Source organism: Maricaulis maris (assembly GCF_003634045.1).
In the GTDB taxonomy this organism is placed as follows: Bacteria; Pseudomonadota; Alphaproteobacteria; order Caulobacterales; family Maricaulaceae; genus Maricaulis; species Maricaulis maris.
Genome location: NZ_RBIM01000006.1, coordinates 264,999 through 289,250 on the forward strand (window position 1 = coordinate 264,999; position 24,252 = coordinate 289,250).

At 63.6% G+C, this 24,252-nt stretch carries 20 protein-coding genes; 10 read left to right on the forward strand and 10 right to left on the reverse strand.

Translation table 11 applies throughout. The features are described from left to right. Positions 1–78: 78 nt before the first annotated feature. Positions 79–1,521 carry a methylmalonyl-CoA mutase family protein gene (locus C7435_RS13710; protein ID WP_121212123.1) on the forward strand — a complete coding sequence of 481 codons (1,443 nt, stop codon included), beginning with the start codon at positions 79–81 and terminating at the stop codon, positions 1,519–1,521. Beyond that, positions 1,518–3,674, forward strand: coding sequence for a methylmalonyl-CoA mutase (scpA, locus tag C7435_RS13715; protein WP_121212124.1), 2,157 nt, complete (start codon positions 1,518–1,520; stop codon positions 3,672–3,674). Before C7435_RS13710 ends, scpA begins: the two co-directional genes overlap by 4 nt. A gap of 601 nt (positions 3,675–4,275) precedes the next feature. Here the strand turns inward: scpA and C7435_RS13720 are convergent. The 3 genes from C7435_RS13720 to C7435_RS13730 form a co-directional block, all read right to left on the reverse strand. Then, positions 4,276–4,944: a hypothetical protein gene (locus tag C7435_RS13720; RefSeq protein ID WP_075189531.1), complete on the reverse strand. Its 669-nt coding sequence runs from the start codon at positions 4,942–4,944 to the stop codon at positions 4,276–4,278. Between the two features lie 104 nt (positions 4,945–5,048). Then, positions 5,049–5,447 (reverse strand): nucleoside transporter family protein, encoded by a 399-nt coding sequence (locus C7435_RS13725; protein ID WP_075189530.1) that lies wholly within the window; start codon positions 5,445–5,447, stop codon positions 5,049–5,051. A gap of 6 nt (positions 5,448–5,453) precedes the next feature. Then, positions 5,454–5,786 (reverse strand): ElaB/YgaM/YqjD family protein, encoded by a 333-nt coding sequence (locus C7435_RS13730; RefSeq protein ID WP_075189529.1) that lies wholly within the window; start codon positions 5,784–5,786, stop codon positions 5,454–5,456. Between the two features lie 187 nt (positions 5,787–5,973). Here C7435_RS13730 and C7435_RS13735 point away from each other — a divergent pair, with 187 nt between their 5' ends. Further along, the gene (locus C7435_RS13735; protein ID WP_147422704.1) at positions 5,974–6,246 is read left to right on the forward strand and encodes a hypothetical protein; all 273 of its coding nucleotides are present in this window, start codon (positions 5,974–5,976) and stop codon (positions 6,244–6,246) included. A 116-nt stretch (positions 6,247–6,362) separates the two neighbouring features. Then, the gene (locus C7435_RS13740; RefSeq protein ID WP_121212126.1) at positions 6,363–6,839 is read left to right on the forward strand and encodes a CC0125/CC1285 family lipoprotein; all 477 of its coding nucleotides are present in this window, start codon (positions 6,363–6,365) and stop codon (positions 6,837–6,839) included. Positions 6,840–6,847: 8 nt separating this feature from the next. On the opposite strand, the gene C7435_RS13745 is transcribed toward C7435_RS13740, so the two are convergent. From C7435_RS13745 to C7435_RS13755, 3 genes are all read right to left on the reverse strand, one after another. Then, entirely contained in the window at positions 6,848–7,444 is a 597-nt protein-coding gene (locus tag C7435_RS13745) for a helix-hairpin-helix domain-containing protein (RefSeq protein WP_121212127.1), read from the reverse strand. A gap of 3 nt (positions 7,445–7,447) precedes the next feature. After that, positions 7,448–8,575, reverse strand: a complete 1,128-nt coding sequence (locus C7435_RS13750; protein WP_121212128.1) for a hypothetical protein — start codon at positions 8,573–8,575, stop codon at positions 7,448–7,450. Between the two features lie 95 nt (positions 8,576–8,670). Continuing rightward, complete coding sequence (locus C7435_RS13755; protein WP_121212129.1) at positions 8,671–11,217, reverse strand: TonB-dependent receptor; 2,547 nt, start codon at positions 11,215–11,217, stop codon at positions 8,671–8,673. A gap of 376 nt (positions 11,218–11,593) precedes the next feature. Here C7435_RS13755 and C7435_RS13760 point away from each other — a divergent pair, with 376 nt between their 5' ends. Next, positions 11,594–13,549 carry a S9 family peptidase gene (locus C7435_RS13760; RefSeq protein WP_233350780.1) on the forward strand — a complete coding sequence of 652 codons (1,956 nt, stop codon included), beginning with the start codon at positions 11,594–11,596 and terminating at the stop codon, positions 13,547–13,549. A gap of 35 nt (positions 13,550–13,584) precedes the next feature. Here C7435_RS13760 and C7435_RS13765 read toward each other — a convergent pair whose 3' ends face one another. Beyond that, positions 13,585–14,214 (reverse strand): glutathione S-transferase family protein, encoded by a 630-nt coding sequence (locus C7435_RS13765; protein WP_121212130.1) that lies wholly within the window; start codon positions 14,212–14,214, stop codon positions 13,585–13,587. 24 nt (positions 14,215–14,238) lie between these two features. Next, positions 14,239–15,993, reverse strand: a complete 1,755-nt coding sequence (locus C7435_RS13770) for an amidase (RefSeq protein WP_121212131.1) — start codon at positions 15,991–15,993, stop codon at positions 14,239–14,241. Between the two features lie 183 nt (positions 15,994–16,176). On the opposite strand from C7435_RS13770, the gene C7435_RS13775 reads away from it, so the two are divergent. The 4 genes from C7435_RS13775 (at position 16,177) to C7435_RS13790 (ending at position 19,162) form a co-directional block, all read left to right on the forward strand. Continuing rightward, positions 16,177–17,082, forward strand: coding sequence for a hypothetical protein (locus tag C7435_RS13775; protein WP_121212132.1), 906 nt, complete (start codon positions 16,177–16,179; stop codon positions 17,080–17,082). A 57-nt stretch (positions 17,083–17,139) separates the two neighbouring features. Beyond that, positions 17,140–17,928: a hypothetical protein gene (locus tag C7435_RS13780; RefSeq protein WP_121212133.1), complete on the forward strand. Its 789-nt coding sequence runs from the start codon at positions 17,140–17,142 to the stop codon at positions 17,926–17,928. Between the two features lie 139 nt (positions 17,929–18,067). Beyond that, entirely contained in the window at positions 18,068–18,412 is a 345-nt protein-coding gene (locus tag C7435_RS13785; RefSeq protein WP_121212134.1) for a hypothetical protein, read from the forward strand. Positions 18,413–18,490: 78 nt separating this feature from the next. After that, the gene (locus C7435_RS13790) at positions 18,491–19,162 is read left to right on the forward strand and encodes a glutathione S-transferase family protein (RefSeq protein WP_121212135.1); all 672 of its coding nucleotides are present in this window, start codon (positions 18,491–18,493) and stop codon (positions 19,160–19,162) included. Between the two features lie 3 nt (positions 19,163–19,165). Here C7435_RS13790 and C7435_RS13795 read toward each other — a convergent pair whose 3' ends face one another. Further along, the gene (locus tag C7435_RS13795) at positions 19,166–20,089 is read right to left on the reverse strand and encodes a BamA/TamA family outer membrane protein (protein WP_121212136.1); all 924 of its coding nucleotides are present in this window, start codon (positions 20,087–20,089) and stop codon (positions 19,166–19,168) included. Positions 20,090–20,261: 172 nt separating this feature from the next. On the opposite strand from C7435_RS13795, the gene C7435_RS13800 reads away from it, so the two are divergent. Further along, entirely contained in the window at positions 20,262–22,160 is a 1,899-nt protein-coding gene (locus C7435_RS13800) for a glycosyltransferase family 2 protein (RefSeq protein ID WP_121212137.1), read from the forward strand. 31 nt (positions 22,161–22,191) lie between these two features. On the opposite strand, the gene C7435_RS13805 is transcribed toward C7435_RS13800, so the two are convergent. Then, a complete protein-coding gene (locus C7435_RS13805) occupies positions 22,192–24,114 on the reverse strand; it encodes a hypothetical protein (RefSeq protein ID WP_121212138.1) in 1,923 nt (640 codons plus the stop codon). Positions 24,115–24,252 lie beyond the last annotated feature (138 nt).

The window sequence follows — 24,252 nt, forward strand, 5'->3', positions numbered from 1 at the left end:
CGGCGCACTTGACGCACGGGCCGTGCGCGCATTTTCTCCGCCACAGAACAACGATACGAAGATCGAGGAAAACCGGGCATGACTGACACTATCCGCTCGCTCGCCGGGGATTTCCCGCCGCAAACGCCCGAAACCTGGGCCGGACTGGCCGAAAAAGCCCTGCGCGGCGCTGATTTCGACGCGACACTCGGACGGTCGACGATCGACGGAATCAAACGGGGGCCAGCCTTCTTCTCCCGCCCCGACGGCGCCCATGCGGTCGACGCCACGCCGCGCGACCTGCACCTGCCCTGGGGCATGCGCCAGACCTTGGTGGAGACGACACCGGAAGCCGCCAATATGGCGGCGCTTGATGATTTGATGGGCGGCACGTCGGAGCTGGAGTTGCGGCTCGATCCGACCGGTGAGTTCGGCCTCAAGGCCAATGAGATTGAATTGCTCGACTCGGCCCTGAAAGGCGTCGACCTCACGCTCGCCCCGATCCATCTCGACAGTCTTGGCGGTCAGGGCCATCACGCCCATCTCCTCCTGACCCTGTTCGCCCGTCGCCGCATCGATGGCGAACAGGTCAGCGGAGGTCTTGGCCTGCACCCCGTCGAACGCGCCGCCCGCCAGGGCATTGCGCTGGACGATCAGTGCTTCCCCAAGGCCGCAGCTCTCACCGAACTGGCCCAGGCCGCCTTCCCCAATCTCAAGATTTTCCGCTGCAACGCCGCCCACATGTTCGAGGCTGGTGCCAGTGAGAGCCAGGAGCTGGCCATCATGGCGGCCTCTGCCGCGACCTATATGCGCCTGATAATGGAAACCGGCCTCGACGCCAATGCTGCAGCCAAAGCCATCGAGGCGCACCTTGCCGCCGACACCGACATCCACCTGACCATCGCCAAGCTGCGCGCCGCGCGCCGCATCTTCGCCCGTATCGCCGAGAGTTTCGGCGCCACGGGCGAGGCCCGTCGCCTGAGCCTGCACGTCACCACTGCCGGCCGCATGCTGTCGGCGCGCGACGCCTGGACCAATCTGATCCGCAATGCCTGCGCCGGCTTTGCCGCCGCAGCCGGTGGCGCCGACGCGATCACAGTGCGACCGATGACCGAAGCGATCGGCCGCCCGACCGGCTTTGCCCGGCGGGTCGCGCGCAATCTCCACATCCTGCTGGCCGAAGAGAGCCATCTGGGCAAGGTCACCGACCCGGCCGCCGGCTCCTACCTGCACGAGACCCTCGCCGACAGCCTGGCCCAATCGGCCTGGTCGCTGTTCCAGGAGATCGAGCGTCGTGGCGGGCTGGTCGACGCCTTTGCCTCCGGCTGGCTGCAAGGCGAGATCGACAAGTCGCGCGAGGCCTCTCTGGCCCGCATTGCCGATGGCAAGGCGCCGATCCTCGGTGTCACCCAATATAAGGACCCCGATCCGCGGCCCGTCGAAACCGATGGCGACTGGCCGGACCTTAACGCGCCGGAGGGCGCCCTGTCGGCGACCCGCTTTGCCGCGCGGTTTGAAGACGAGATGGAGGCGGCCCAATGACCCATTCAACCCACACCACCGCCCCCGACTTTACCGCCATCGATCTCGGCGAAGCCCGCAGCCCCGGCTCGGGTGCCCGTGAGCCGTGGACGCCCGCCGAAGGCATACCGGTCCAATCGCAATACCGCGCCGAGGACAGCAACGGGATCGACTTTCTGGGCTCCGTCCCCGGCGCCGCGCCCTTCGTGCGTGGCCCCTACCCGACCATGTATGGCCAGCGCCCGTGGACGATCCGGCAATATGCCGGTTTCTCCACGGCAGAAGACTCCAACGCCTTCTACCGCCGCAATCTGGCGGCCGGCCAGAAGGGGCTCTCGGTCGCTTTCGACCTGGCCACGCATCGCGGCTATGACTCAGACCATCCGCGCGTCGCCGGTGATGTCGGCATGGCCGGCGTGGCGATCGACAGCATCTACGACACCCGCACCCTGTTCGACGGCATTCCGCTCGACCAGATGTCGGTCTCGATGACGATGAATGGCGCCGTCCTGCCGATCATGGCGCTCTATATCGTCGCCGCCGAGGAACAGGGCGTGACGCCGGACAAGCTCTCCGGGACGATCCAGAACGACATCCTCAAGGAGTTCATGGTCCGCAATACCTATATCTATCCGCCGGCGCCTTCGATGCGGATCATTTCGGATATTTTCGAGTACACGTCCGAGCACATGCCGCGCTTCAACTCGATCTCGATCTCCGGCTATCACATGCAGGAGGCGGGCGCCCCGGCCGACCTCGAGCTGGCCTACACGATCGCTGACGGTCTGGAATACATCCAGACCGGGATTGATGCCGGACTGGATGTCGATACCTTCGCGCCGCGCCTGTCCTTCTTCTTCGGCATCGGCATGAATGTCTTCATGGAGATCGCCAAGCTGCGCGCCGCGCGCCTGTTGTGGGCCAAGCTGGTCAAGGAGCGCTTCAACCCGAAATCCGACAAGTCGATCTGCCTGCGCACCCATTGCCAGACGTCAGGCTGGTCGCTGGCCGCCCAGGACGTGTTCAACAATGTCGGCCGCACGGCGCTGGAAGCGATCGCCGCGGTCGACGGACACACCCAGTCCCTGCACACGAATTCGCTCGACGAAGCGCTCGCCCTGCCGACCGATTTTTCGGCCCGCATCGCCCGCAACACCCAGCTCCTGCTGGCCAGCGAGGCGCATCTATGCGACGCGATCGATCCCTGGGGCGGCTCGCACTATGTCGAACGGCTGACCCATGACCTGGCGGCCCGCGCCCTGGATCACATCGCCGAGGTCGACGCGCTCGGCGGCATGGCCAAGGCGATCGAGGCCGGCATTCCCAAGCTGCGGATCGAGGAAGCCGCCGCCCGCACCCAGGCCCTGATCGACAGCGGCCGCCAGACCATTACCGGCGTCAACAAATTCCGCCTCGACGAAGAAGAGGACGTGCCCGTCCTCAAGGTCGACAATTACCTCGTCCGCAAGCAACAGATCGAGAAGCTGGAACGCCTGCGCGCGGAACGTGACCCCAAAGCGCTCAAGGTGGCACTGGACGCGCTCAGCGAAGCCGCCCGCACCGGGACCGGCAATCTGCTCGCCCTCTCCGTCGATGCCGCCCGTGCCAAGGCCACCGTCGGCGAGATTTCCGACGCCATGGAAACCGCTTTCAACCGCCATGTCGCAAAGATCAAGACGGTCAAAGGGGTGTATGGCGAGATTGCCGCTGATGATGACCGGGTGAAGAAAGCCCGCTCGCTCGCCGAGGCCTTCGAGGCGCGCTTTGGGGAAAAGCCGAAAATCCTGATCGCCAAGCTGGGCCAGGACGGGCATGATCGCGGCCAAAAGGTCGTCGCCTCCGCCTATGCCGACCTCGGCTGGGAGGTTGTCGTCGGCCCGCTCTTCCAGACCCCGGAGGAAGCCGCAGACCTCGCCGTCTCCGAGAAGGTCCACGCCGCCGCCGCTTCCTCACTGGCGGCCGGGCATTTGACGCTCGTCCCGGAACTGCGCAACGCCTTGTCCAAACGCGGCCGCGAGGACGTGCTGGTCATTGTCGGCGGTGTCATCCCGCCCGATGACGAACCGGTTCTGCGCCAAATGGGCGCCGCCGCCGTCTTCCCCCCCGGCACCGTGATCGCCGACAGTGCCCTGGTGCTGCTGGAGCGCATGGGGATGGAGCTGGAGGACGGCTGAGACTGACGGTCCTGGCCATTGAAGAGCGGGATGGTAGTGCGCGCAGCGGGGCGCCCTTCCCGACGCAACTTATCCCCGCCCTCCACCATCTTCCTTCTCCCTTGGGAGAAGGTGCGCGTAGCGCGGATGAGGGGGATTCGTCCTGCGTTCACCGGGATTTACCCCTCACCCTGGCCCTCTCCCCAGGGAGAGGGAAACTGCGCTCTGGCAAAAAAATCACAAAACTTATCCGCCCCCCCTTCACCCCATGGGATACTCCCCTCGGTTTTCGGGACGGGAGGCGCGGGCCCTGTCACTTGTGCCCGGAAACGAGCGGAGCCTGTCCGCGCGTCGGGGATGACATCCCGATGCTCCGGCAGGGCGTGCGATCAGGTCCAGGGGCACTAAACGACCGACCCTCAGTACCTGGCGCATTGGAATCGGGGGCGAGAGCGTCCGGGAAATCTCCGCGAACGGGATGTCGGCGATGTCACGTTTTTCAAATCAAACCGGTTATCGGCATTGGCCGACATCCCGTTCTCCTCCCATCTCTCCGGCGCAAATGCGGGCGGCGGAGATGCGAACGCGTGCCGGATACAAGGACATGCGTCCCTGTCCCCGATCAGATCACCAGCCCATGCAAGGCCAGCCAGGCGAAGCCGGCATATAGCAACGACAGGACGAGGCTCATGCCGGCACCGGTCAGGAAATAGGGTTTCAGGGTCGGCCAGGAGGTTTCGGACGCAATGCGCGCCACTTCACGCGCAATCTCTTCGACCATGCCATCCCGGCTTTCGCCAGCGAGGGCGAGCAGGAGGTCGTCATGCCAGAGCCGGGGCTGTTGCGCGCTTTCAGCCAACACCTGATCGAAAGTGGAGGCCGCAACCACTTCCGCGAGGGTCAGCCGCGGCCGCCAGCGATTCTTGTGCAATTCGCGCACAGAGAACCGCAGGACAGGCCAGCTGACGATGATGTCGCGCACAATGAAAAGGCCCAACAGCACGAAAACGAGGCTGGCATGGAGCCAGTCGGCAAGCAGGCCCGATGCGCCCAGCGCCACCACGATCAGCAGCAGGGCAGCTTTCACGAAGGAGACGAGGCAGAATCGGCTCAAATGGTCGATCACGAAGTCACGGGCCTGGCTGGTCATGCGCTCACGCACTTCCTGCCCGGCCTGCTCAACCAGCGCTTTCTTTTTCTTGCGGACCTGGTCGGCCAGCAGTTTTCGACCGATGAAGACACCGCCGGAAACCGCCGTCACGACCAGGCTCGCAATCCTGAATACGCTCATCGTCCTGCCGCTTGCCTATGCCTTCAAAACCCGTCGCCGCGAGTCTGCCGCAGCTTGGCGGCAAAATCACGGCTGGTCATGTCAATGCTCCCGGTTCCGGCAGGTCAGAGCAATCCGGTGAGCACGCGCGACACGCTCCGCGACGCATTGTCGGGATCCTTGGCGACGACATAGCCAGCGGCCAAGGCCACGGTCAGCGCGCTGAGCGGGTGTTTGCGCACAATCTCATTGACCGTGTCGAAGGGCAGGTCGGCCAGGGTTTCAGCCGTCAGCGCCCCGGCCTGGCTTGCCTCCACCTCTGCCGGCTTATGCGGCAGGAGGAAGAAGTACAGGCAAGCCATCGCCAGCGCCGCCAGGATTGCACCGACAGTCACCGCCGCCCATGCCAGTCCCAGCACCGGGGTGAGAATCACAATCACGGCGTAGGACATGGACAGGGTGCCGGCGAAGCCGAACAGGACACCGCCCACGGCAGCCAGCATTCGAAGCTTGGCCTTTTCCATGACGAACTACCGGCGCGACGAGACGTAAGACAACAAAGCCCCCACTCCGACTGCTATACCCAGGGCAGCCAACGGGTTTTCGCGCACCTTGTCCTCGACCGTTTCGCGGGTGTCCTCGAGGCTTTTCTGCGCGCTCTGGGTCAGGTCCTTGGACCTTTCAAGCCCGGCGCGCGATTTGGCCGAGGCGTAGCTTCCGGTGTCGGACAGGAGTTTCGAGAGATCGCCGCGCAGCGCTTTCAGGTCGTCGCGCAATTCGTCCATATCGGCGTTCACGGACCGGGCGGCATCGCGGGCCTGACCGTTGGCCTGGGCCGTTTTCGCTTCGGTTTTCGTTGGCATGTCCCAACTCCTTTTCAGCTAAACACTGCCTATTCGCAACGCGAGACCATCGGGATCGTTCCGCGGTCATGCCGCACTGGTGCGATGTGTACGCGCCGGCGTCGATGGTTTGGCGGAACGGTGCGCGCCATTGCGCATTGTTTCAGGCAGGCGCCCCTACTGCGCCTGCCGCCCGATGAGGCCGATCGTGACCAATGACCGCATTTCCCGAATTCTCCTGCAGGTTCTGACCCGCGTGGTCGGCTACGTCCTGATCGCAGCCGGGGCTGTGTTGGCGGTATCGCCAGTTCCGCTCGGCGCGGTCCTGGTCGCTGTCGGCATGGCCATCCTCATTCCAACCGATGCCCGCTTCCGGACCTTCCTGCGCGGTCGGCGCAAGCGCTGGCACTGGTTGGACAAGGCCCTCAATCGCCTGGGCCATCATGCACCGTCGCCTTATGATCGCTATCTCCGACGTTGAGCCGAACCATGTTCATCGACCTGTCAGTTTGACTGTGTCAGGCTTCAGCCTGCCCCGGACGCACGCGTATCGACACACAGATCACACCGAGGCGACAAACTGCCAAGGAGGCCTGCATGCGTTTGCAACTCTCAATGATCGCCGTGGCCGTCAGCCTCGCCGCCTGCGCCAATGCCCCGACGGAGTATGGCCCGGCCAATGGCGGCGATCGCGGCTGGTCGCAAACCCGGATCGAGCAAGATCGATATCGCATCCGTTTTGCCGCGGGCAATGACACGGATTTTGACGCGGCAGAGCAAATGGCCTTGCGGCGCGCCGCGGAAATCACGCTGGAACAGGGTGGCGACTGGTTTCTCGTCACGAACCGTCACCAGGACGGCAATGACCGCAACCCGGTTGGCGTCTCCACCGGTGTCGGCATCTCGTCGGGCTCGCGGGGCTTCTCCTCACGCGGCGTCGGCATCGGATTGCGCTTTGACGGTTCGGCCGGCGAAAAATCGGTCTCAATCGAGATACTGGTCCGCTCGGGTGAGCGCCCAAGGGATGTCCGCGCCTATGACGCCCGCGACGTACTGGCCATTGCCACCCGTTGAAGCGCGACCTATCCGCCGCTCAGAGACTTGGCCTGCCCGACCCAATCATCGCGGACGATCCGGCCGCGGCCATTGATCGCCTCGTCCCAACGCGCAATATCAGCGTCGGTCCATGACGCGATCTGACTGACCGAAGTGACGCCGCCCGCCTTGAGTGCCGAGGCAGCCTTGGGTCCAAGTCCCTTGATATCGGAAAGTCCGGCATCCGACGTTGCGGCCGGTTGTGACTTGGCTGTATTCGAAGCTGATGCCGCCTTGGCCTTCGCTTTCGCCTTGGGTTTGGCAACCGGCTCGATATCCCCGGTCGACCGGGTATCGCCGGGCCGTGCGATATCGGTTGCTGCCTCGACCGGTTCCGGCATGGCGATCTCCGGCGCTTCAGCGCGGGCTGCCACCGGCTCCGCGACCACGCGCGAAGACGACTTCGCTTCGCCGAGGCGGCGGGCCAGATTCTCGTTTTCCTGACGGAGGCGGGCATTTTCGGCGAGGGCGGCGTCAGCCTCGGCACTGCGCGCGTCGCCGGACCAGATCTGATAGCCGACGAAAACGCCGAACCCGACTGCCAACAGCAGCAAAATACCCATTTCCCAGATCAGGTAGAACATGCCTCAGCCCTCAAGCGTCGCGATTGCAAATGATATGGCGTCATCCTGACGATCGGCCAGAACGACGGCGATGCGCGGGTCTTCCGCGCTGATATTGGTGACCAGGGCGGCGACCGCCGCGACGCGCGCCTCGTCGAGCGCGGCATCACCGGTATCGCTGCGGATCGACACGGTCAGCCCGGCCGTGTCCGGACAGGTCGCAAACATGCGGCCAATGCGCCGCAGGGCGACCGAGGTGAACGGACTCGGTGTTGCCCCGGCGCGTTCAAAGCGCAAAGTTTCAGTGCCCTGCGCCGCCAGGATAACTGCCGAACAGGCCTCGACATCGGCGACGCGGACTTCCGCCGGCGCGCCGGACGGGGTGATCACGCTGGCCGCCCGGAACGGCATCGGCATGGTCTCGAGCGCCTGGCTGACCGACTGGGCAATCTGTGGGTTCGGTGCCTCGCCGACCAAGGCCCCTTGCTCGCCACGCAGCACGACCGCACCGCGATCCAGACGAGCGAGCTGGCCGAGCAGGCGTTTGGCCGCCTCCTCCCAATCCGGCGACGACGAGCCACCAGGCACCAGGGTCAGGTCGGTGTCGGCACCGCCGGGGAAATTGGCGTCGGCATAACGTGCGATCGCATCACGGGCACCGGCATCGGTCGCATCACCACGGATCAGGACACGACCGTTGATCGCGACGTCGGCGCGGAAGACGAAACCGGACTGCAAGCGCGCTTCAATTGTTTCATCACTCACCCGCGTCACCCCGCCAGCGACGAGACCGCCGCTCCAGGTCGAGGCCAGGACCGTGGCAAGTGCGTCCTCACGCGATTCATTGTCCGGCGCGGCGCCGGTCACGATGGCGCGCTGACCGTCCATGCGCACGCTGGCCCAGTCATGACCGCGCGCATCCAGCGCTTCGCGGGCCCCCGTTGCCAGACGCGATTCGATGGCCCCGACCGAGAAGGGGCCGAAAGAAAACAGCACAATCGCCGCCAGGACGAGAATCCCGGCAGCCATGAGCAAGGTCTTGCGAATGCGGGGCGTCATGGCGAGGTCGAGCATGAAATCATCCAAAGAATGCGGCCAGAAATCACCGGAAAAAGGCGGATTGAAGGCCAGCGTCCAAAGCGGAAATAACATTTAAGGTCAGGCACCTCCCTAGGGCAAGGGGGGCCTGTCAACGCAAAAGGGCCGGAGCGCGTGCTCCGGCCCTTCCGCATGCAGTGTCGAAACGCCTAGTTGCGGACGCGCAGGGTTACGCCATACGTGCGCGGCTGCCCCAGGAAAGCGTTGAAGGATCCCGACTGGAACGGGCCGTCAAAACCGACCTGGATATATTCCTCGTCCAGCAGGTTGCGTCCCCAGACTTCAAGCGACCAGGTCTCATCCTGATTGCCGAGGCCGAGGCGACCGTTGAACAGGGCGTAAGCGTCCTGGACCTTCTCCGGATCGAGATCGGAACCGGTATTCTGTTCCGACATCCAGCGACCGTCGAGGTGAGCGAGCCAGGTCATGCCATTCTCAAAATCACCTTCATAGGTAAGCGCACCGGACGCATACCATTCCGGCGCCAACGAGAAATTCTGACCGGACAGACGATCCACATCCGGCGTACCGGTCGGGGCGAATTCGTCATAGGTCGCATCGGCATAGGTCACGCCACCCTGGACGGTCAGGCCCGGCATGCTCTCGGGAAGCCAGAGGATTTCCGCCTCAGCGCCTTGCGTCATCGCGCCATCGATCGACGTAACGAAGAAGGCGATGCCATTGAACGTGTTCAGCTGATAGCTGTCGAAATCCGACCGGAAGAGATAGAAGTTGGCGAGGATCGTGTCGTTCGCCCATTCTGTCTTGATGCCCAGTTCGAAGCTGTCGACCGTCTCCGGTGCGAACGATGCCGGATAGGTTTCCGGAGCCGCCAACACATTGGTGAAGTTGACAGCTGCGGTACCGGCCTGGGTGAAGCGATCCAGGTTGAAACCACCAGCCTTGTAGCCGCGCGAATAGGTTCCGTAGACCAGAAGGTCGTCGTTGAAACGGTGCGACAGCGACAACAGGCCGGACATCTCGTTTTCCTCGATCGACTGGGTGTGGTCGATCATCGAATACACGTCGCGGCTTTGCGGCAGACAGGTGAAGGTACCAAGCTGTGCCAGCGATGCGACCGGCAGGCTGGTTGCACCGGAGAGCACGGCCAGGGTTTGCTGGGCGCTGGCCGTCGAGAAATCGAGCGCCGGACCGAAGGCATGTTCCCAGACCGCACAGGCCGGGCTTTCACTGTCGCCGAAGTCAAAGGTGGCCGACTTGTCGGTGCTGGTGTGGCGCAGGCCAAAGGTCAGGTCGGTATTGTCCGTCATGTGCCACGTATTGTGGGTGAAGAAGGACAGGCTTTCCGAACCTTGATTGTACTGGTCGCCATTGACGTTCCAGGCACCGGCCGGAATGCCCTGGCCCGGGGCCAGGCCGACGAAACCGGGGACCGGATTGCCGAGGAAGGCGGAAACACCGGCCAGGCCGTTCGCCAAGTCAACCACAGTGGTCGCCGAAGTGCCGCCCGAGGCAAGCAGGGCCAAGAAGGGCTCAAAGTGGACGCCGGTCCGAATGGCGTCACGGCGCACAAGCGTCTCATCGGAGAAATAGGTCCCGACCATCCAGTCGAAGCTCTCTGTCGAGCCGGCAATCCGGGCCTCAAACGTCGTGGTGTCGAATTCCACGGTGTTTTCGTCCGCCAGGCGGTAGACAATGTCGGCACCGGTGAAGTCGGTGTCCTGACCGGATGCGAGCTGGAAATTGCGGTCAGACGCGATCAGGGTGAGATCGAAATTGTCGAACGCCCAGTTCAGTTCACCCTGGAAACCGGAATCCTCGATCTCCTGCGTGGTGTCGCGGTTCGAGTCGATCTGGCGGCTGAACGGATCTTCAGAACCCGGCAGCGGGCGAGCCCCCGGCACCAGCGCGTTGACGATCCCGGCCGTCGCGCCGGACCCGATGCTCGGCGCGCCGCAGCAATCTTCGTCACGGCTGGTGTAGTCGGCGCCGAGAAGCAGGCTGACATTGTCGCTGATTTCGAACAGGAGCTGACCATTCAGGGTGTAAAAATCCTGATTGGCGTCCTCGGTCTCGGTCCGCGGACCGTTGTGGGTGTTGACCGACTGGAAACCATCACGCTGGCGACGGGCCACATAGACACGGGCCGCGACACTGTCGGACAGTCCGCCGGTCATACCACCGGAAATGCCCCAACCATCGGCACCACCGCCGCTGACCGTTGCCTCGCCATGGGCGCCGAATTCGAATTCCGGCTCCTTGGTGCGGATATTGATGATGCCGGCCGAGGTGTTGGCGCCGAACAGCGTGCCCTGCGGGCCGCGCAGGACTTCAATGCCCTGCAGTTCGCCGAGATCGCCAAAGCCGATGCCGTTGCGCGAGCGCGGCACACCGTTGATCACCACACCGACCGAGGACTCAAGTCCCGGATTGTCGCCAACCGTGCCGATACCGCGGATGCGGGCGGTGGTGGAGAACTCGTTCGACGTGGACGTGACGTTCAGGCCCGGCGCGATGACGGCCAGATCCTTGATGTCGCTGACGCCGGCGTTGGACAGGAGTTCCTCGCCGTACACGGTGACCGCGACCGGGACGTCCTGGATACCTTCTTCGCGTTTCTGGGCCGTCACGGTGATCACATCGACCGTGCGGGCTTCCTGGGCGAGCGCCGCGGCGCCCGACAAAGCGATCGCCGAGGTTGCGGCGAACAGAATTGTGCGTGTGGTGACTGACATACTCTAACTTCCTCCCGTTGGGACGACGGTCCAGCCGTCGTTCTTTTTTGATGCGGTCGATCGGGTCTTGCCGCATCATGCGACTACAGCCTGATCGAATTGCCGCATCCGGTGAAGCACATTTGCTGCATCGCCCACACGATTTTCCGCACCGCATGCTCGAATTTTGATGCTTTTTGCGATGCTGTTGCAGCCGGAGCACAGTCCTGACACGGTGATGTGCCAGGAATCAGGTCGGGGCTCGATTGACCCGGCAGTGACAGGACGGAGAGTGTTTGTGATCAAACCGGTAACTGGATTTCTTGCCGCATTCGCCTTCGCAGGTGCAACATGGGGACAAACCGCAACACCCCTCCGTCCCGAGATTGTCTTCCAATTGGAGGCCGCGTCTGACCCGCATTTCGCACCAGACGGTTCGACCATTGCTTATGTGCGACGCACAAATGACGCAGAGACAGACCAAACCCAATCTTCGATTTGGCTCGTCGCGCCGGATGGCAGCCAGCATCAATCGCTCGTCGAGGGTGATGCCATCACCGGGTCGCCGCGCTGGTCGCCCGACAGCCGCCTGCTCGCCTATACCCGACTGACCGAGGATGGCGTCAGCCTGCATGTTCGTGACGCCGACGGCACTGACAGACACCTCACCCAATTGTCCGGTCAGCCAAGCGGTCTGGCCTGGTCCCCGGACGGGCGACGCTTGGCCTGGTCGATATTCCGGCCGTCACCCGGCCCCGTCGCGGCAGCCTTGCCCGCCGCGGGCCCCGACGCCGAGCGGGCGCCCGTCGCGGAAGTGGAGAACCGGCTGGTGTTCCGGCTCGACGGGGCCGGCGCCATCCCGCCGGGCACACAACTTTTCTACATGATTGACGTGGACAGCGGGACCGTCACCCCGCTGAGTGAAGACTCGCTGGGCGGATCAGGCGACTTCGTCTGGTCGCAAGATCAAGACGCCCTGATCTTCTCCGCGGACCGCCGCCCTCAGATGGGCGAATTACCACCCGACAGTGAACTCCACCGACTCGACATCGCGACCGGCGCGATCGTCCAGCTTACGGACCGGGCCGGACCGGATGCTGCGCCACGGCCCTCGCCGGACGGAAACTGGATCGCCTATGTCGGCTATGACGACCATCGCATGGGCTATCACAATACCGAGCTCTATATCCTCCCCGCCGAGGGCGGCGAGCCGCGATCACTCACCGCGGCGCTCGACCGGTCCATTGGCAATCCGCAGTGGGCCAGCGACAGCAGCGGCCTGTTCGTGCAATTCGATGATCGCGGTGCGACCCGGGTCGGCTTTGTCGATCTCGCAGGCGAGCTGCGCATTGTTGCGGACGGGTTGATCGGCGCCACTTTCGGCCGCCCCTATGCCGGCGGCGATTATTCAGTGTCAGCGAATGGCGATATCGTCATCACGACCGGTTCGCCACAACAGCCGGCGGAGCTGGCCCTGGTGCGCGCCGACGGCACGCAAAGCCAACTCACCAACCTCAACAACGACACCCTCGCCAATGTCCAACTCTCCGCCGCAGAAGCGATCAGCTGGGCCTCGCCGGCGGATGGTCGCGAGGTTCACGGCTGGGTGCTTTATCCGCCCGGTTTCGATCCGACCCGAAGCTGGCCAATGATCCTGGAAATCCATGGCGGCCCGTTCACCGCCTATGGCCCGACCTTTTCGGCCGAACTCCAGCTCATGGCCGCCGCCGGCTATGTCGTGCTCTACACAAACCCTCGCGGCTCAACCAGCTATGGCTATGAATTCGCCAACCTGATCCACCACGCCTATCCAGGCGACGACTATGACGACCTGATGGGCGCCGTTGATCACATGCTCGGGCGCGGCTTCATCGACGAAAACCGTCTCTTTGTAACCGGCGGTTCCGGCGGCGGGCTGCTGGCGGCCTGGATCATCGGCAATACCGACCGGTTCGCCGCGGCAGCCTCGGTCAAGCCGGTCATCAACTGGACCAGTTTTGTGCTCTACTCGGACTTGCCACAATTCTTCTACCGCTACTGGTTTGCCAGCGCGCCGTGGGAGGATCCGGACGAATATTGGCGTCGTTCGCCGCTATCCCTCGTCGGCAATGTGACAACCCCGACCCTGATGATGGTCGGTGGCGCGGATTTGCGGACGCCGCGGGCGGAAACGGAACAATTCTACTCCGCCCTGCACCTCAACGGCGTCCCGACCCGATTGGTCATCATCCCGGAAAGCTTTCACGGCATTTCCAACTCACGGCCAAGCCGGTTATTGACCAAGGTCGCGGAAATCCTGCGCTGGTTCGACGAGCATGATCCGGGTCCGACCGAGACCGCCCCGACGCCGTAATCACCCGGGCGCCGTGATCACCCGGGCGGCAGGCCTCAAGCGTCAATGCTGGGGCGAGCCGCGACCGCTTCGCGCCAGCGGGCGAGATTGTCGAGTCCGTCGGGCATCGGCAATTTGATCCAGGCGGTGAAGTCAACGAACACAAAGGCCGCAATATCGGCAGCGCTGAACACATCACCGCCGAGATAGGCCGCCTCGCCGAGCCGGACGTCGAGATCGTGCAGGCAGGCCGTGGCCCGCGCCCGACCGCGCTCGACCAGTTCGGGCACCTGGGCATAGCGATTGGGGCCGGTGACGGACGAATCCTTGAAGAATTTCGAGCGGTTGCGCAGCGCTTCCGCGACACCCATCAGCCCCTCACCCTCAACCCGGGCCAGCCACTCGGCAACCAGGGCCTTTTCCAGCGGCGTGCGGCCCAGCATCGGCGGGTCGGGGAAGACTTCCTCGAAATAGCGGGCGATCGAGGCATTGTCGCACAGCACGGTGCCGTCATCGAGCTGCAGGGCCGGAACGGTGCAGCGCGGATTGATGGCGCGAAAACCGGTTTCGAATTGCGCCTTGGCACCCAGATCGACCTGCTCGATCTCGATATCAATGCCCTTCTCGGCCATCAGGATACGGGCGCGGCGCGGGCTCGGTGCGGCTTTGTAGTCATAAAATTTCATCAGGAATCCCTGCAATCAGCTGGACTAGAGAAAGGCGGGTGGATGGTCATCGGCAACGGCAAGACGGCGCTCGATCTCCCGCCCCAGCGCGATCAGATTACCCTCTTCAAAAAGCGGCGCCCACAGGCTGGTGGTTTGCGGTACCCGGTGGGTGGGGGCGTCCTCGCCGACCGGGTCGCCGAAAATCGTCCGGGTCTGCAATTGGTTATAGCCTGACTTGAAGGCCAGTTGCGGATGACCGGTATAATTGGTGATCAGCAACATCGCACCCGCGAAATTCGGCCCGATCATGACGTCGAGCCCGTCCATCATACTATCCATCATCTCCATCACTTCGCGCCGGAAACGATCGACATTGATCAGGTCGACGGCCGAGATGAAACGCGCCCGCCGCCAGGTATTCGGCCAAGCCGCCGTGTCCTGCCAGACCAGGCTGTCATCCTCGCCGGACAATGTGAGCTGTTCAAAGGCGGCCGCGGATTCCGCCTCGACCACGGCGAACAGACCATCATAGGGCAGATCCGGCAGCGCGATTTCGACCAGCTCGACGCCGGCATCGCGTGCTGCTTGCAGGGCCGCACGATCGGCCTCTGTGCCAGCCTCGAACCAGGCCGGGTCATAGCCGACCCGCATGCCGGCGACGGGCCGACCGGCGTCGATCTCCAGCCCCATGCCCAGCGAGCCGGCATCGGCAGCGTCATAGCCATTGAGTGCGGCGAGGACAAAACCGGTATCCTCGACCGAGCGGCAAATGGGGCCGATCTTGTCGAGTGACCAGCAAAGCGCCATCGCGCCATGACGTGACACCCGGCCAAAGGTCGGGCGAAGCCCGGTCGTGCCGCAGCGATTGGACGGTGAAACGATGGAGCCGAGGGTTTCGGTACCGATTCCGAAGGCAACCAACCCGGCCGCCGTGGCAGAGGCCGAGCCGGCACTGGAGCCGGACGAGCCTTCCTCGGTGTTCCACGGATTGCGGGTGATGCCACCGAACCAGCGATCACCATAGGCGAGTGCACCATTGGTCGTCTTGCCGAGCAGGACGGCGCCGGCCTCGCGCAGCTTCACCGCAATCGTGGCGTCCACCTCGGCGACCCGGTCCTGAAAGGGCGTCGCCCCCCAGCTCGCGCGGACACCGGCGACGTCGATGATATCTTTCATGCCGTAGGGGATGCCATGGAGGGGTCCGCGATCCTGACCGGCGGCCAGTTCGCGATCCGCCTGATCGGCCTCGGCGCGGGCGATCTCCGGCGTCACGGTGACAAAACATTCCAGCGCCGCACCATGGCGCTCGATACGGTCGAGATAAATATCGGTCAGCCGGCGCGAGGTCAGAAGACCACGACGCATCCAGGCCGCCTGCTTCCAGACCGGCGCAAAGGCAATCATCGTATCACTCGCTGGCAACGCCCCGGCATCGGTGTTGGACGGCACCACGCGGTCGGGCTGGTCGCGATAGCTGCGCGAGCGAAGCCGCGGATCAAAGACGGTGGCCGGCGACAGCGTGTTCGGTTTCTCGTGCGCCCGCTGACGGGTCATCCGGTCGATCCAGCCGTCGATCTCCTGCACGACCTGTTCGCGCTCGGCATCGGTGTAGTGAATGTCGAACAGCGATTCCGCGCACTGCAGGGTCTGCGGTGAAACCGGGCCGGCCGCCGCCTGGCTGGCAGGCGCAGCAGCGCTTTGCTGGCCGGCCATGGCGGCACCGGTTGCGCCCGCCGACACAACCGCGAACGCGCCGCCCTTGAGCAGATCCCGGCGCGATGTCTTCCGATCCGTCATGATAATCCCCTCTCCCATATCGGCCAGAAGGTGCGGCGCGTTCGGGCAGACTTCAATAGCCCACCGGGTGAATGAGGCAGGTTTCCCCTCAAAATTGCCGCAATCCGAGCCATTTCGCTTCACAATTGCAAATTAACCATGATGCCAGAGCCAATCCGGCTTGGTCGAAATGGGGGGGTGGCCATGCCCTTAGATCAAAATGTCATCGAGCCTGATCTGGAATTGCGTCCAGACCTTGCTGAATTCCGCGAAACCCGTGCGCCCGGCGCACTGATCCAGCTTGGCCGTGCCCGTGCCATTGCCCGCGCACGCCGCGAAGACCTGCTGAAATTCCGCCGCACCTGGGGCGGTGCCGTCGACGATACGCAAGGCACGGACAAGCCGGCGGTCAAGCCGATTGACCGGGCGGCGATCTATCCGGATTCGCACATCCTGCACTTTTCGATCCTGGCAACGCTGATCCTGTTTGAAGGCCTGGCGAACGCCTATTTCTTCTCCACCGGTTCGGACCTCGGACTGCTGGGCGGTTGGCTGCAGGCGATCACGGTCTCTTTCACCAATGTCATCGCCGCCTTCTTCCTGGTTGGCTTTCTCGGCCTGCGCCACATGTCCAACCGCAATCGCCCCATCCTGGCCGGCCTTGCCGGCGCCGGCGTCCTGGTCGGTGTGGCGGTGCTGGTGATGCTCAATCTGACCGCCGCACATTTCCGCGACCTGCTCGAGCTGAACGCTGCGACCCTGGCGCTTGGCGGCGCCGAGGCGACCGGTACCGTGCTGACCCCGGTCATCGAGGCCCGCACAAACCCGTTCGGCCTGCAGACGCTGGAAGCCCTGCTTCTGTTCGTGCTGGGGACCACCTTCGCCGCGATTGCTGCCTTCAAAGGCCGTACATTCGACGATGCAATCCCGGGCTATGGCGGCGTCACCCGCCGCCTGGAAAGCGCCGCCCGCGATCTGGAAAAGGCCTTGGAGACGGGCTGGAAAGACGCCCGCAAACTCTCCCAGCCGGAGCTTGAGGAACTCGTCGACGCAAAAAACCTGCTCGATGAGATCTGTCAGGACTTGGCCGGTCCACGCGAGCGCAGCTAAGCTGCGACCTGCGAAGCTGGGCGGATCACACGCTCAACGTAGCGACGGGGGGGGGAAATGTCCGGACGCGACGCCATAGGCCTGTTCAACATGGCCATCATTGCCGCGGTACTCGGTGGCATCACCTATCTCTATCTCACCCTCACGCCCGAGGAGTATGACAGCGAGACCCTGTGTCTCGCCGGCGCCCTGCCGCCGCACCGGGTGGTCATCATCGACAAGACCGACCTTTACTCGCCCGAGCAGGCCGCGGGTATCGAGCAAACCATCCTGTCCGAACGCGATGCCCTGGCTGTCGGCGAGCGCCTGTCGCTCTATGAACTCAATGAGAGCGGCCAGCTTCGCAATACCAACAGCTTCTCGCTGTGCAATCCGGGCGCGGGCGAGCAGGTCAATCCGCTTTATCGCAACCCCGAACGCATCCAGGCGCGCTATGAAGCCCTGTTTGCCGAACCGCTGGATCGCGCCCTGGCCGACCTCGTCTTGCCCAAGGACGCGCCCTCCAGCCCGATCATCGAAGCGCTGGCCCGCCTCGCCCAACACCCCAGTTTCGACAATACGGTCCCCGGTCGCCGCATCGTGCTGGTCTCCGACATGTTGCAGAATTCCGAGATATTCTCGGTCTATGGGCGGCGGCGCGGCTCTCTGGACAGCCGAATCCCGCCAGCCGACACGGTGGCCACCGCCATTCGCGACACCTATGGCGACTCCTTGCGCGGCGTCACACTGGAAATCCGGCTGATCCCGCGCCAGCGCTGGGAGGCGGACCAGCATGGCGCCCTGATGGCCTATTGGGACACGGTCTTCAACCGGCTCGGCATCGCGGTTCGCTGGTCCGACATCTGACACGTGCCGCAAATCCGCTCACCGCGTTTTCCACAAGCAAACACCGCCGATGCATAGATTATGCGTTTATGCGCCCGGCAGCTCACCCCACAATATCTTGTGCCCGATAAAATCGGGAACGCAATTGATGGGGTCGCGCATGGCATTTCTGGCCGATGACAAGGATGACGATATCGCGTTGACGGTTCCGCGTTCGCTCGCACCGCCGCGCCGCGAGTCCGTGCTCGACCGCGACGTCGTCTCGCTGTGCTCGCGCCAGCGGCAATTGCTGGAATTCGCCTTCCGCCTGGCCGACAATGGCCACACCCATGTCGGCGATGTCATCGCCCTGTCGCGCTATACACTGCTCGACCTCGCGGACGGGTGCGATGATCTCGTGGAAGGCCTCGAACTTATTCTTGGACATCTCGGGCTTGCGCTCGACAGCCCCGTTCCCGGCTGGCAAGCGCCAGCGCCGGACATGATCGACGCCCAACTCGACTGATAATCCCCAACAAGCCATTTGCCTTTTGGCCAGCTTCGCCTATCTCCTGACCCGGTCCCGTCAGCCAGGTAGCGCATCATGATCACTGTCCACCACCTCAACAATTCCCGCTCGCAACGCATTCTCTGGCTGCTCGAGGAAATCGGGCTTGAGTATGAGATCAAGAAATATCAGCGCGACGCGGCGACCATGCGGGCCCCGAAAGCGCTGCGCGAGGTTCACCCGCTGGGCAAATCGCCGGTCATCTCCGACGGCGATATCGTGGTCGCCGAGTCGGGCGCGATCGTTGAATATCTGGTCGATACCTACGCGCCGGCGCTCAAGCCGGAGCCCGGTGGCGCGGGCCATCGCGAGTATGTCTACTGGATGCATTTTGCGGAAGGCTCTCTGATGACCCCGCTGCTGGTCAAACTCCTGAGTGACCAGGTCGGCAAGGCCAAGGCCCCCTTCTTCTTCAAACCCGTCATCCGCAAGGTCGCCCAGCGCATGCGTGACAGCTATGTCGATCCGGAACTCAGCTCACTGTTCGCCTTCATTGAGACCCGCCTGGAGGGCCGTGACTGGATTGCCGGCGACAGCTTCTCCGGCGCCGATGTCCAGCTCACCTTCCCGCTGGAAGCAGCGGCCGCCCGCGGCGGTCTCGACGCGCGTTACCCCAATTTGCAGGCCTATGTCGCGCGCATGCACGCGCGCCCGGCCTACAAGGCCGCGATCGAGCGCGGTGGCGCCTACGGGATCGTCGGGAGCTAGCCGCTAGCGGTTTTCAATACGCAGGCCGATCTGGAAGACAGCGCCGGAATAACTGCGCAGGTCGATATTGGAATCATTGTCGACAAAGCCGGCCTCGCCGAACAACGTCACCCGCTCGCCAAGGCCATGCTCGACACGACCGGTCGCCTTCCAGCGGGTGTCCTCGCGGGCGAAGGCCTGGAGCGCCGAGAAATCGCCGTCATATTCGCGGCGTCCGGCTTCAAGCCTCAGTTCGCCGCGCGTGTCTTCACCCAGTGGCCACCAGGTACGGGCACGGGCCTGCACCTCGCCAAAACTGAACCGGTTCGCATCGGCGTCGGAATTGGTCAGGAAGCCGGCAACATACCAGCCTGAACGGCGGTTCTCGCCATAGCCATATTGCTCGATCCCGAGCCGCAGCTGGTTCTGGTCCAGCCCGGCGACGACCTGGTCGCCGAAATCATACTGGTTGGCCCGCACGCGGAAGACCGTCTCGCGATTGTCAGCCAGACGATAGCGAAGCTGCCCCTCGCCCTGAAAACGCGTGTAGTGCTGATCACCATCGCGATTGAGCACGGAGGCCTCGGCGCTGATGCGGGCCTGCCAGTGTTCACCCACCGGTGCCCAATACTGGACCCGGGGCGTGAGCAGGAATGAATTGAGGTCATCGCGCTCGTCATAGCGACGCAGCCGGGCCTGTTGTTCAAACCGCCAGACGCGTCCGGCACCGACCGGTTTGACAATGCGAAGCCAGTTATTGCTGTCGAAGCCCGTCTCGAGATCAAACGCCCCCTGCGGTTCCAGGACATCCTGGTCAATGAACGGGTCGGAGCGGGCGACCGAATTGTCGGAACGGAATTCGAAACGTGCGTCCTGGGCCTGCGCCGCGATGGGCAGCACAACCAGCCCCAGCGCGCTGGTCAGCAGGGTTTTGAAGCGGAATGACATGGCGGAACCCCCCGAGTGTCCGTATTGTTGCGTGAAGCTTATCGCCGCGACTTGGATTTCGCCATCGCCTTGGCGCCTTAATCTTGATATTTTCAAGTCTTAGGGTAGCAAGCGGGCCGAATTTGGGCGCGATGGTTCAGCATCCGGTCATGTCCGGGGGGATGGAGAGACGATGGCAGGCAAGGATCGTCAGGACCGGTCCGGACCGGGCAAGGCAGCGCGGCCTGCAGACTTTTTCCGTTCAGTCGACAGCGCGCCAAAGGGGATCAGCGTCAAGCGGGACCGCTCGGTCACGGACGGTTTCCTGATCAGTTTTCTGGCATTGACCGTGCTGGCATTGTCGACCGCAGCCTGGGCCAATGCCCAATGGCCGGGCAGCGTGCCGACCGACCTGATTTTCTTCACCGCCGACCGTTTCAATGCCGTGCTGCCGATCCGCATCTTCCTGGCGATCTTCTTCGTGGTCTACGCGGCTTATGCGCACGGACCGATCCTGGCGCGGTTGAAACTGGGCTTCAGCTTCCTGTTCAAACTGGCCGCCGTGGCCGCCATCGTCGATGGCGCGGCCCTGTTGTCCTGGCAACAGGCCGATGCGGTATGGCCGGTCCATGTCCAGCAGATTCTGGTCGGACTGTCCGGTCTCGCCATCTTCCCGCACACCGTGCTCAACCAAGCCCGCCTGCCAGCCCCCTGCGGGTCACCGGTGCGGCGCCGGGGCCGGTATTACGAATATTGGCTGGTCAGCGTCGCGGCGCTGGTCTCGGCCATCGGCGCGGTCATCGCGATCACGCTTTATGGCGGCGAGGTCGAGCAATTGCGCAATCTGGCGCTCTTGGGCGGCATGGGGCCAGGTGTTTTCCTGGCACAGCAATTTTTCACCGTGCAACTGGCGACCCTCGGCACGCTGCGCAATGCCCTGTCACGCCGCCGCGCCTTTTCACCGCCGGTCGCTGTCCTGATCCCGGCCCATAACGAATCGCACCTGATCGCCCAGACCATCGACGCGATCGACGAAGCGGCAGCCCATTATGACGGGCCGGTGCGCATCCTGTTGATGGAAAATTGCTCCTCGGACGACACGGCGGAGATTGCCCGCCAGGCCATCGCCAAATGCCGCTGTGCCCGCGGCGAGGTGATCGAGAGCCTCATCCCCGGCAAGGCCAAGGCGCTCAATCACGGGCTGGAACTGATCACCGAGGATTTTGTCGTCCGCATTGATGCCGACACCCAGATCGATCCGAAATCCCTGCGCATCGCGATGCGCCATTTCGCCAGTGACAGTGTCGGCACGGTCGGCGGCCTGCCCCTGCCGCTGAAGAAAACCGGCCTGCTCGACAAGTTCCGCACCATCGAAGTGCTCAACCGGCACGGCTATTTCCAGGTGGCACTGGGCGCCTTCAACGGCATTCTCGGCATTCCGGGCATGTTCTGCATCTATCGCCGCGACGTGTTGATGGAGGCCGGCGGGATTGTCGAGGAGATGAATGGCGAGGACACTGACATTGTCCTGCGCATGACCAATCTGGGCTATCGCGCCGTGTCCGACCCGCGCGTCCAGTTCCGCACCGAAGTGCCTGACAGCATGGATTTCCTGCGCGAGCAGCGTACCCGCTGGTTCCGCAGTCTCTACCACGTCACCGCCCATAACCGTGAAATGCTGTTCCAGGGCAATCTGATCACCGGCGCCGTGGTCTTGCCCTTCACGCTGATGAATGGTGCCCGACGGGCAATGATGGCACCGCTCGCCATTTATGGCGTCGTGCTCTTCTTCCTGTTTGGCGGGATTTATGATCACCCGCACCTGACGACGGTGCTGGCGGTGATGTTCGGCATGCCCTTCATCATGGCCTGCGCGGTGGTCGCCTTCTGGCGCCGGCCGGATCTGATCCTCTACATGCCGGCCTATATGGCCTTCCGCCTGCTGCGTTCCTACTACACGCTGGGCGCCACGCTGACGCTGGTCTATCCGGGTTCCGCCAAGGAGCGTCGCTTCACCCCGCCGAAACCACTAGCGGTTCCGGAGGGGGAACGGATCGAACAGGTCGAAAAGCCACCGATCATCGCACAATAGCCGAACCGGTAGACCGGCCCGCCCCGCCCTCTCAATCGAGGGTCAGGACGGCACCTTCATCATGCACCACTGCGACGTGTTCCTGCCCGATCGGCGAGGACATCAGCGAGGGCGGCGTGTCGAATGCATGCGCCACCAGGCCCGGCACGGCGACCACCCGGTCCAGCTGCCCCGGACGCGGACGAGCAAGCGCTGCGGTCACGGCCTGCAGGATGGCGACATTTGAGACCGAGCGGATCTCGGCACTGTTCACACGGCGGGTCCCCCGCATCTCGATACGGTCCCCGTCGATGCTGATCGGCAGTTCGACATTGGACGGCGCATGATTGATGGCGATGAAAGGCTCCATCGCGACATTGCCCTGCCCCGCAACGGGGTCGACATAACCAAAATCGATCCGCGACGTCAGCGGGACGAAACTCGCAACCACTTCCGAACCCAGTTCCATCGCCGCCAGTCGTTCATTGCCCGACAGGCCGGACGGGAAACGCAGGGCGACACTGTCGCGGAACAGGTTCGGCAATCCGGCGAGCCCGGCCAGCGGAACCGTCTCCTCGTCGTAGAGGAAGCCGGATTCGGGCAGCAGCTGGACCGGATAGCGGCGCGCCGTGATGGTGCATCCCCCGGCCTCGCGGTGGCGCTGCACCGAGACCCGCAGGTCATTGCGCAGATTCTGCACCTCGTGCGGCAGGTTCAGGGTGAATGTATTGAGACGACCGGTCTCCATGTGACGGCTGTCGATCAGCACGCCATTGAGTTCCGTGTGAACCAGATTGGTGAAGTCACCGGGGCCTTCCGGCAGGCGGATCGCCAGGCGCAGACGGTCCGGCACCCGACCATCCGGCAGGCTGGCCAGGCCATAGCCAATGTCCCAGCTGCGCGATTCCGAGATCCGCTGGATCGAGGTGTCGACACCGATATCGCCGAACCGGGTCATCAACTCATTGCCCCGCGACTCAACGAATTGCGACGGTGAGACAAAGGCCGTGCGGGCCAGCGGCAACATGTCGGAGGTGATGAAGTCAGCGACATCGGTACGACTGGCATCGGTCAGGCCGAGATGGACGAAATCGCCCTGGCGCCAAAGCGTCGCCGCACCGCCATGCCCGGCATTGCCCACATACCGATCAAACCCTTCCTCGGCCAGCTGCTCGCTGGTGCCCAGCAGGATCAGACCGCGCGATCCGATCCGGTACCGGTCAAGCGCCTCCAGATCCATGAATTTCACGGTATAGCCGCGCTGCGTCATGCGCGCGCCGAGCCGCAGGGCCAGTGGCACGAAATCCGTCTCACCTGTCGCCGGGACGGCAATCGTCACCTCGGCCGGCAGGAGATTGACGACGTCGCGCATGGAAGAGACCGCACGATTGAGATCCATTTCGATGCCGGACCGCGAATCCAGCGTGACCACGGCGCCGATCGAGCGGTCATTGTGACACAACGCGTCGGGCAGATCGCCATGCAGCTGGATGCCGACATTGAGTTCCTGGCCGTGCAAGGCGCTTTCCGGCAAGGCGATGACCCAACGGAATTCGCGGGTGCCGGGTACAAGGACACGTTCCAGCACACGCTCGCCATTGACCACGACCCGCATGGCGGCAATCGCCGTTTCCGACAGGTCCTGCGTGCCCTGCAGCACCAGCCGGACCTGGTCGACCGGCGTATCACGGACGACCGGCAGGTTGACGGTGGCGTAGGACGGGTAGCCTGAGATGAAGAGGCCGTCGCTCTCACCGACATCAGCGAGCGTCACGGCCGTCGGCTGCTCCGGTTCGGCGTCAGCAGTTCCGGTTAGAACCGTGTCGAACAGATCGGTCACAAAGAGGCCGAAACTGCCGCGGCCGGCATTTAGCGCGCCGGAATTGAACAGCGTGATGACGCTGGCGAGCGCGATGATAATCAGGATGTAGGAAAACCAAGGCTTGCGTTTGGTCTTGCCGTTCGTCGTGCGCATCGGATCCCCCATCGACCTGTCCCAGACGGACGTATTGGTCGGGTTGGTTTTGTCCCTCGAATCCGACGCCCCCCAGCGACCGAATGATTAATGCGTAATTCTTCAATGCGACGAAAGCGGGACGGATTGCGCTGAAAT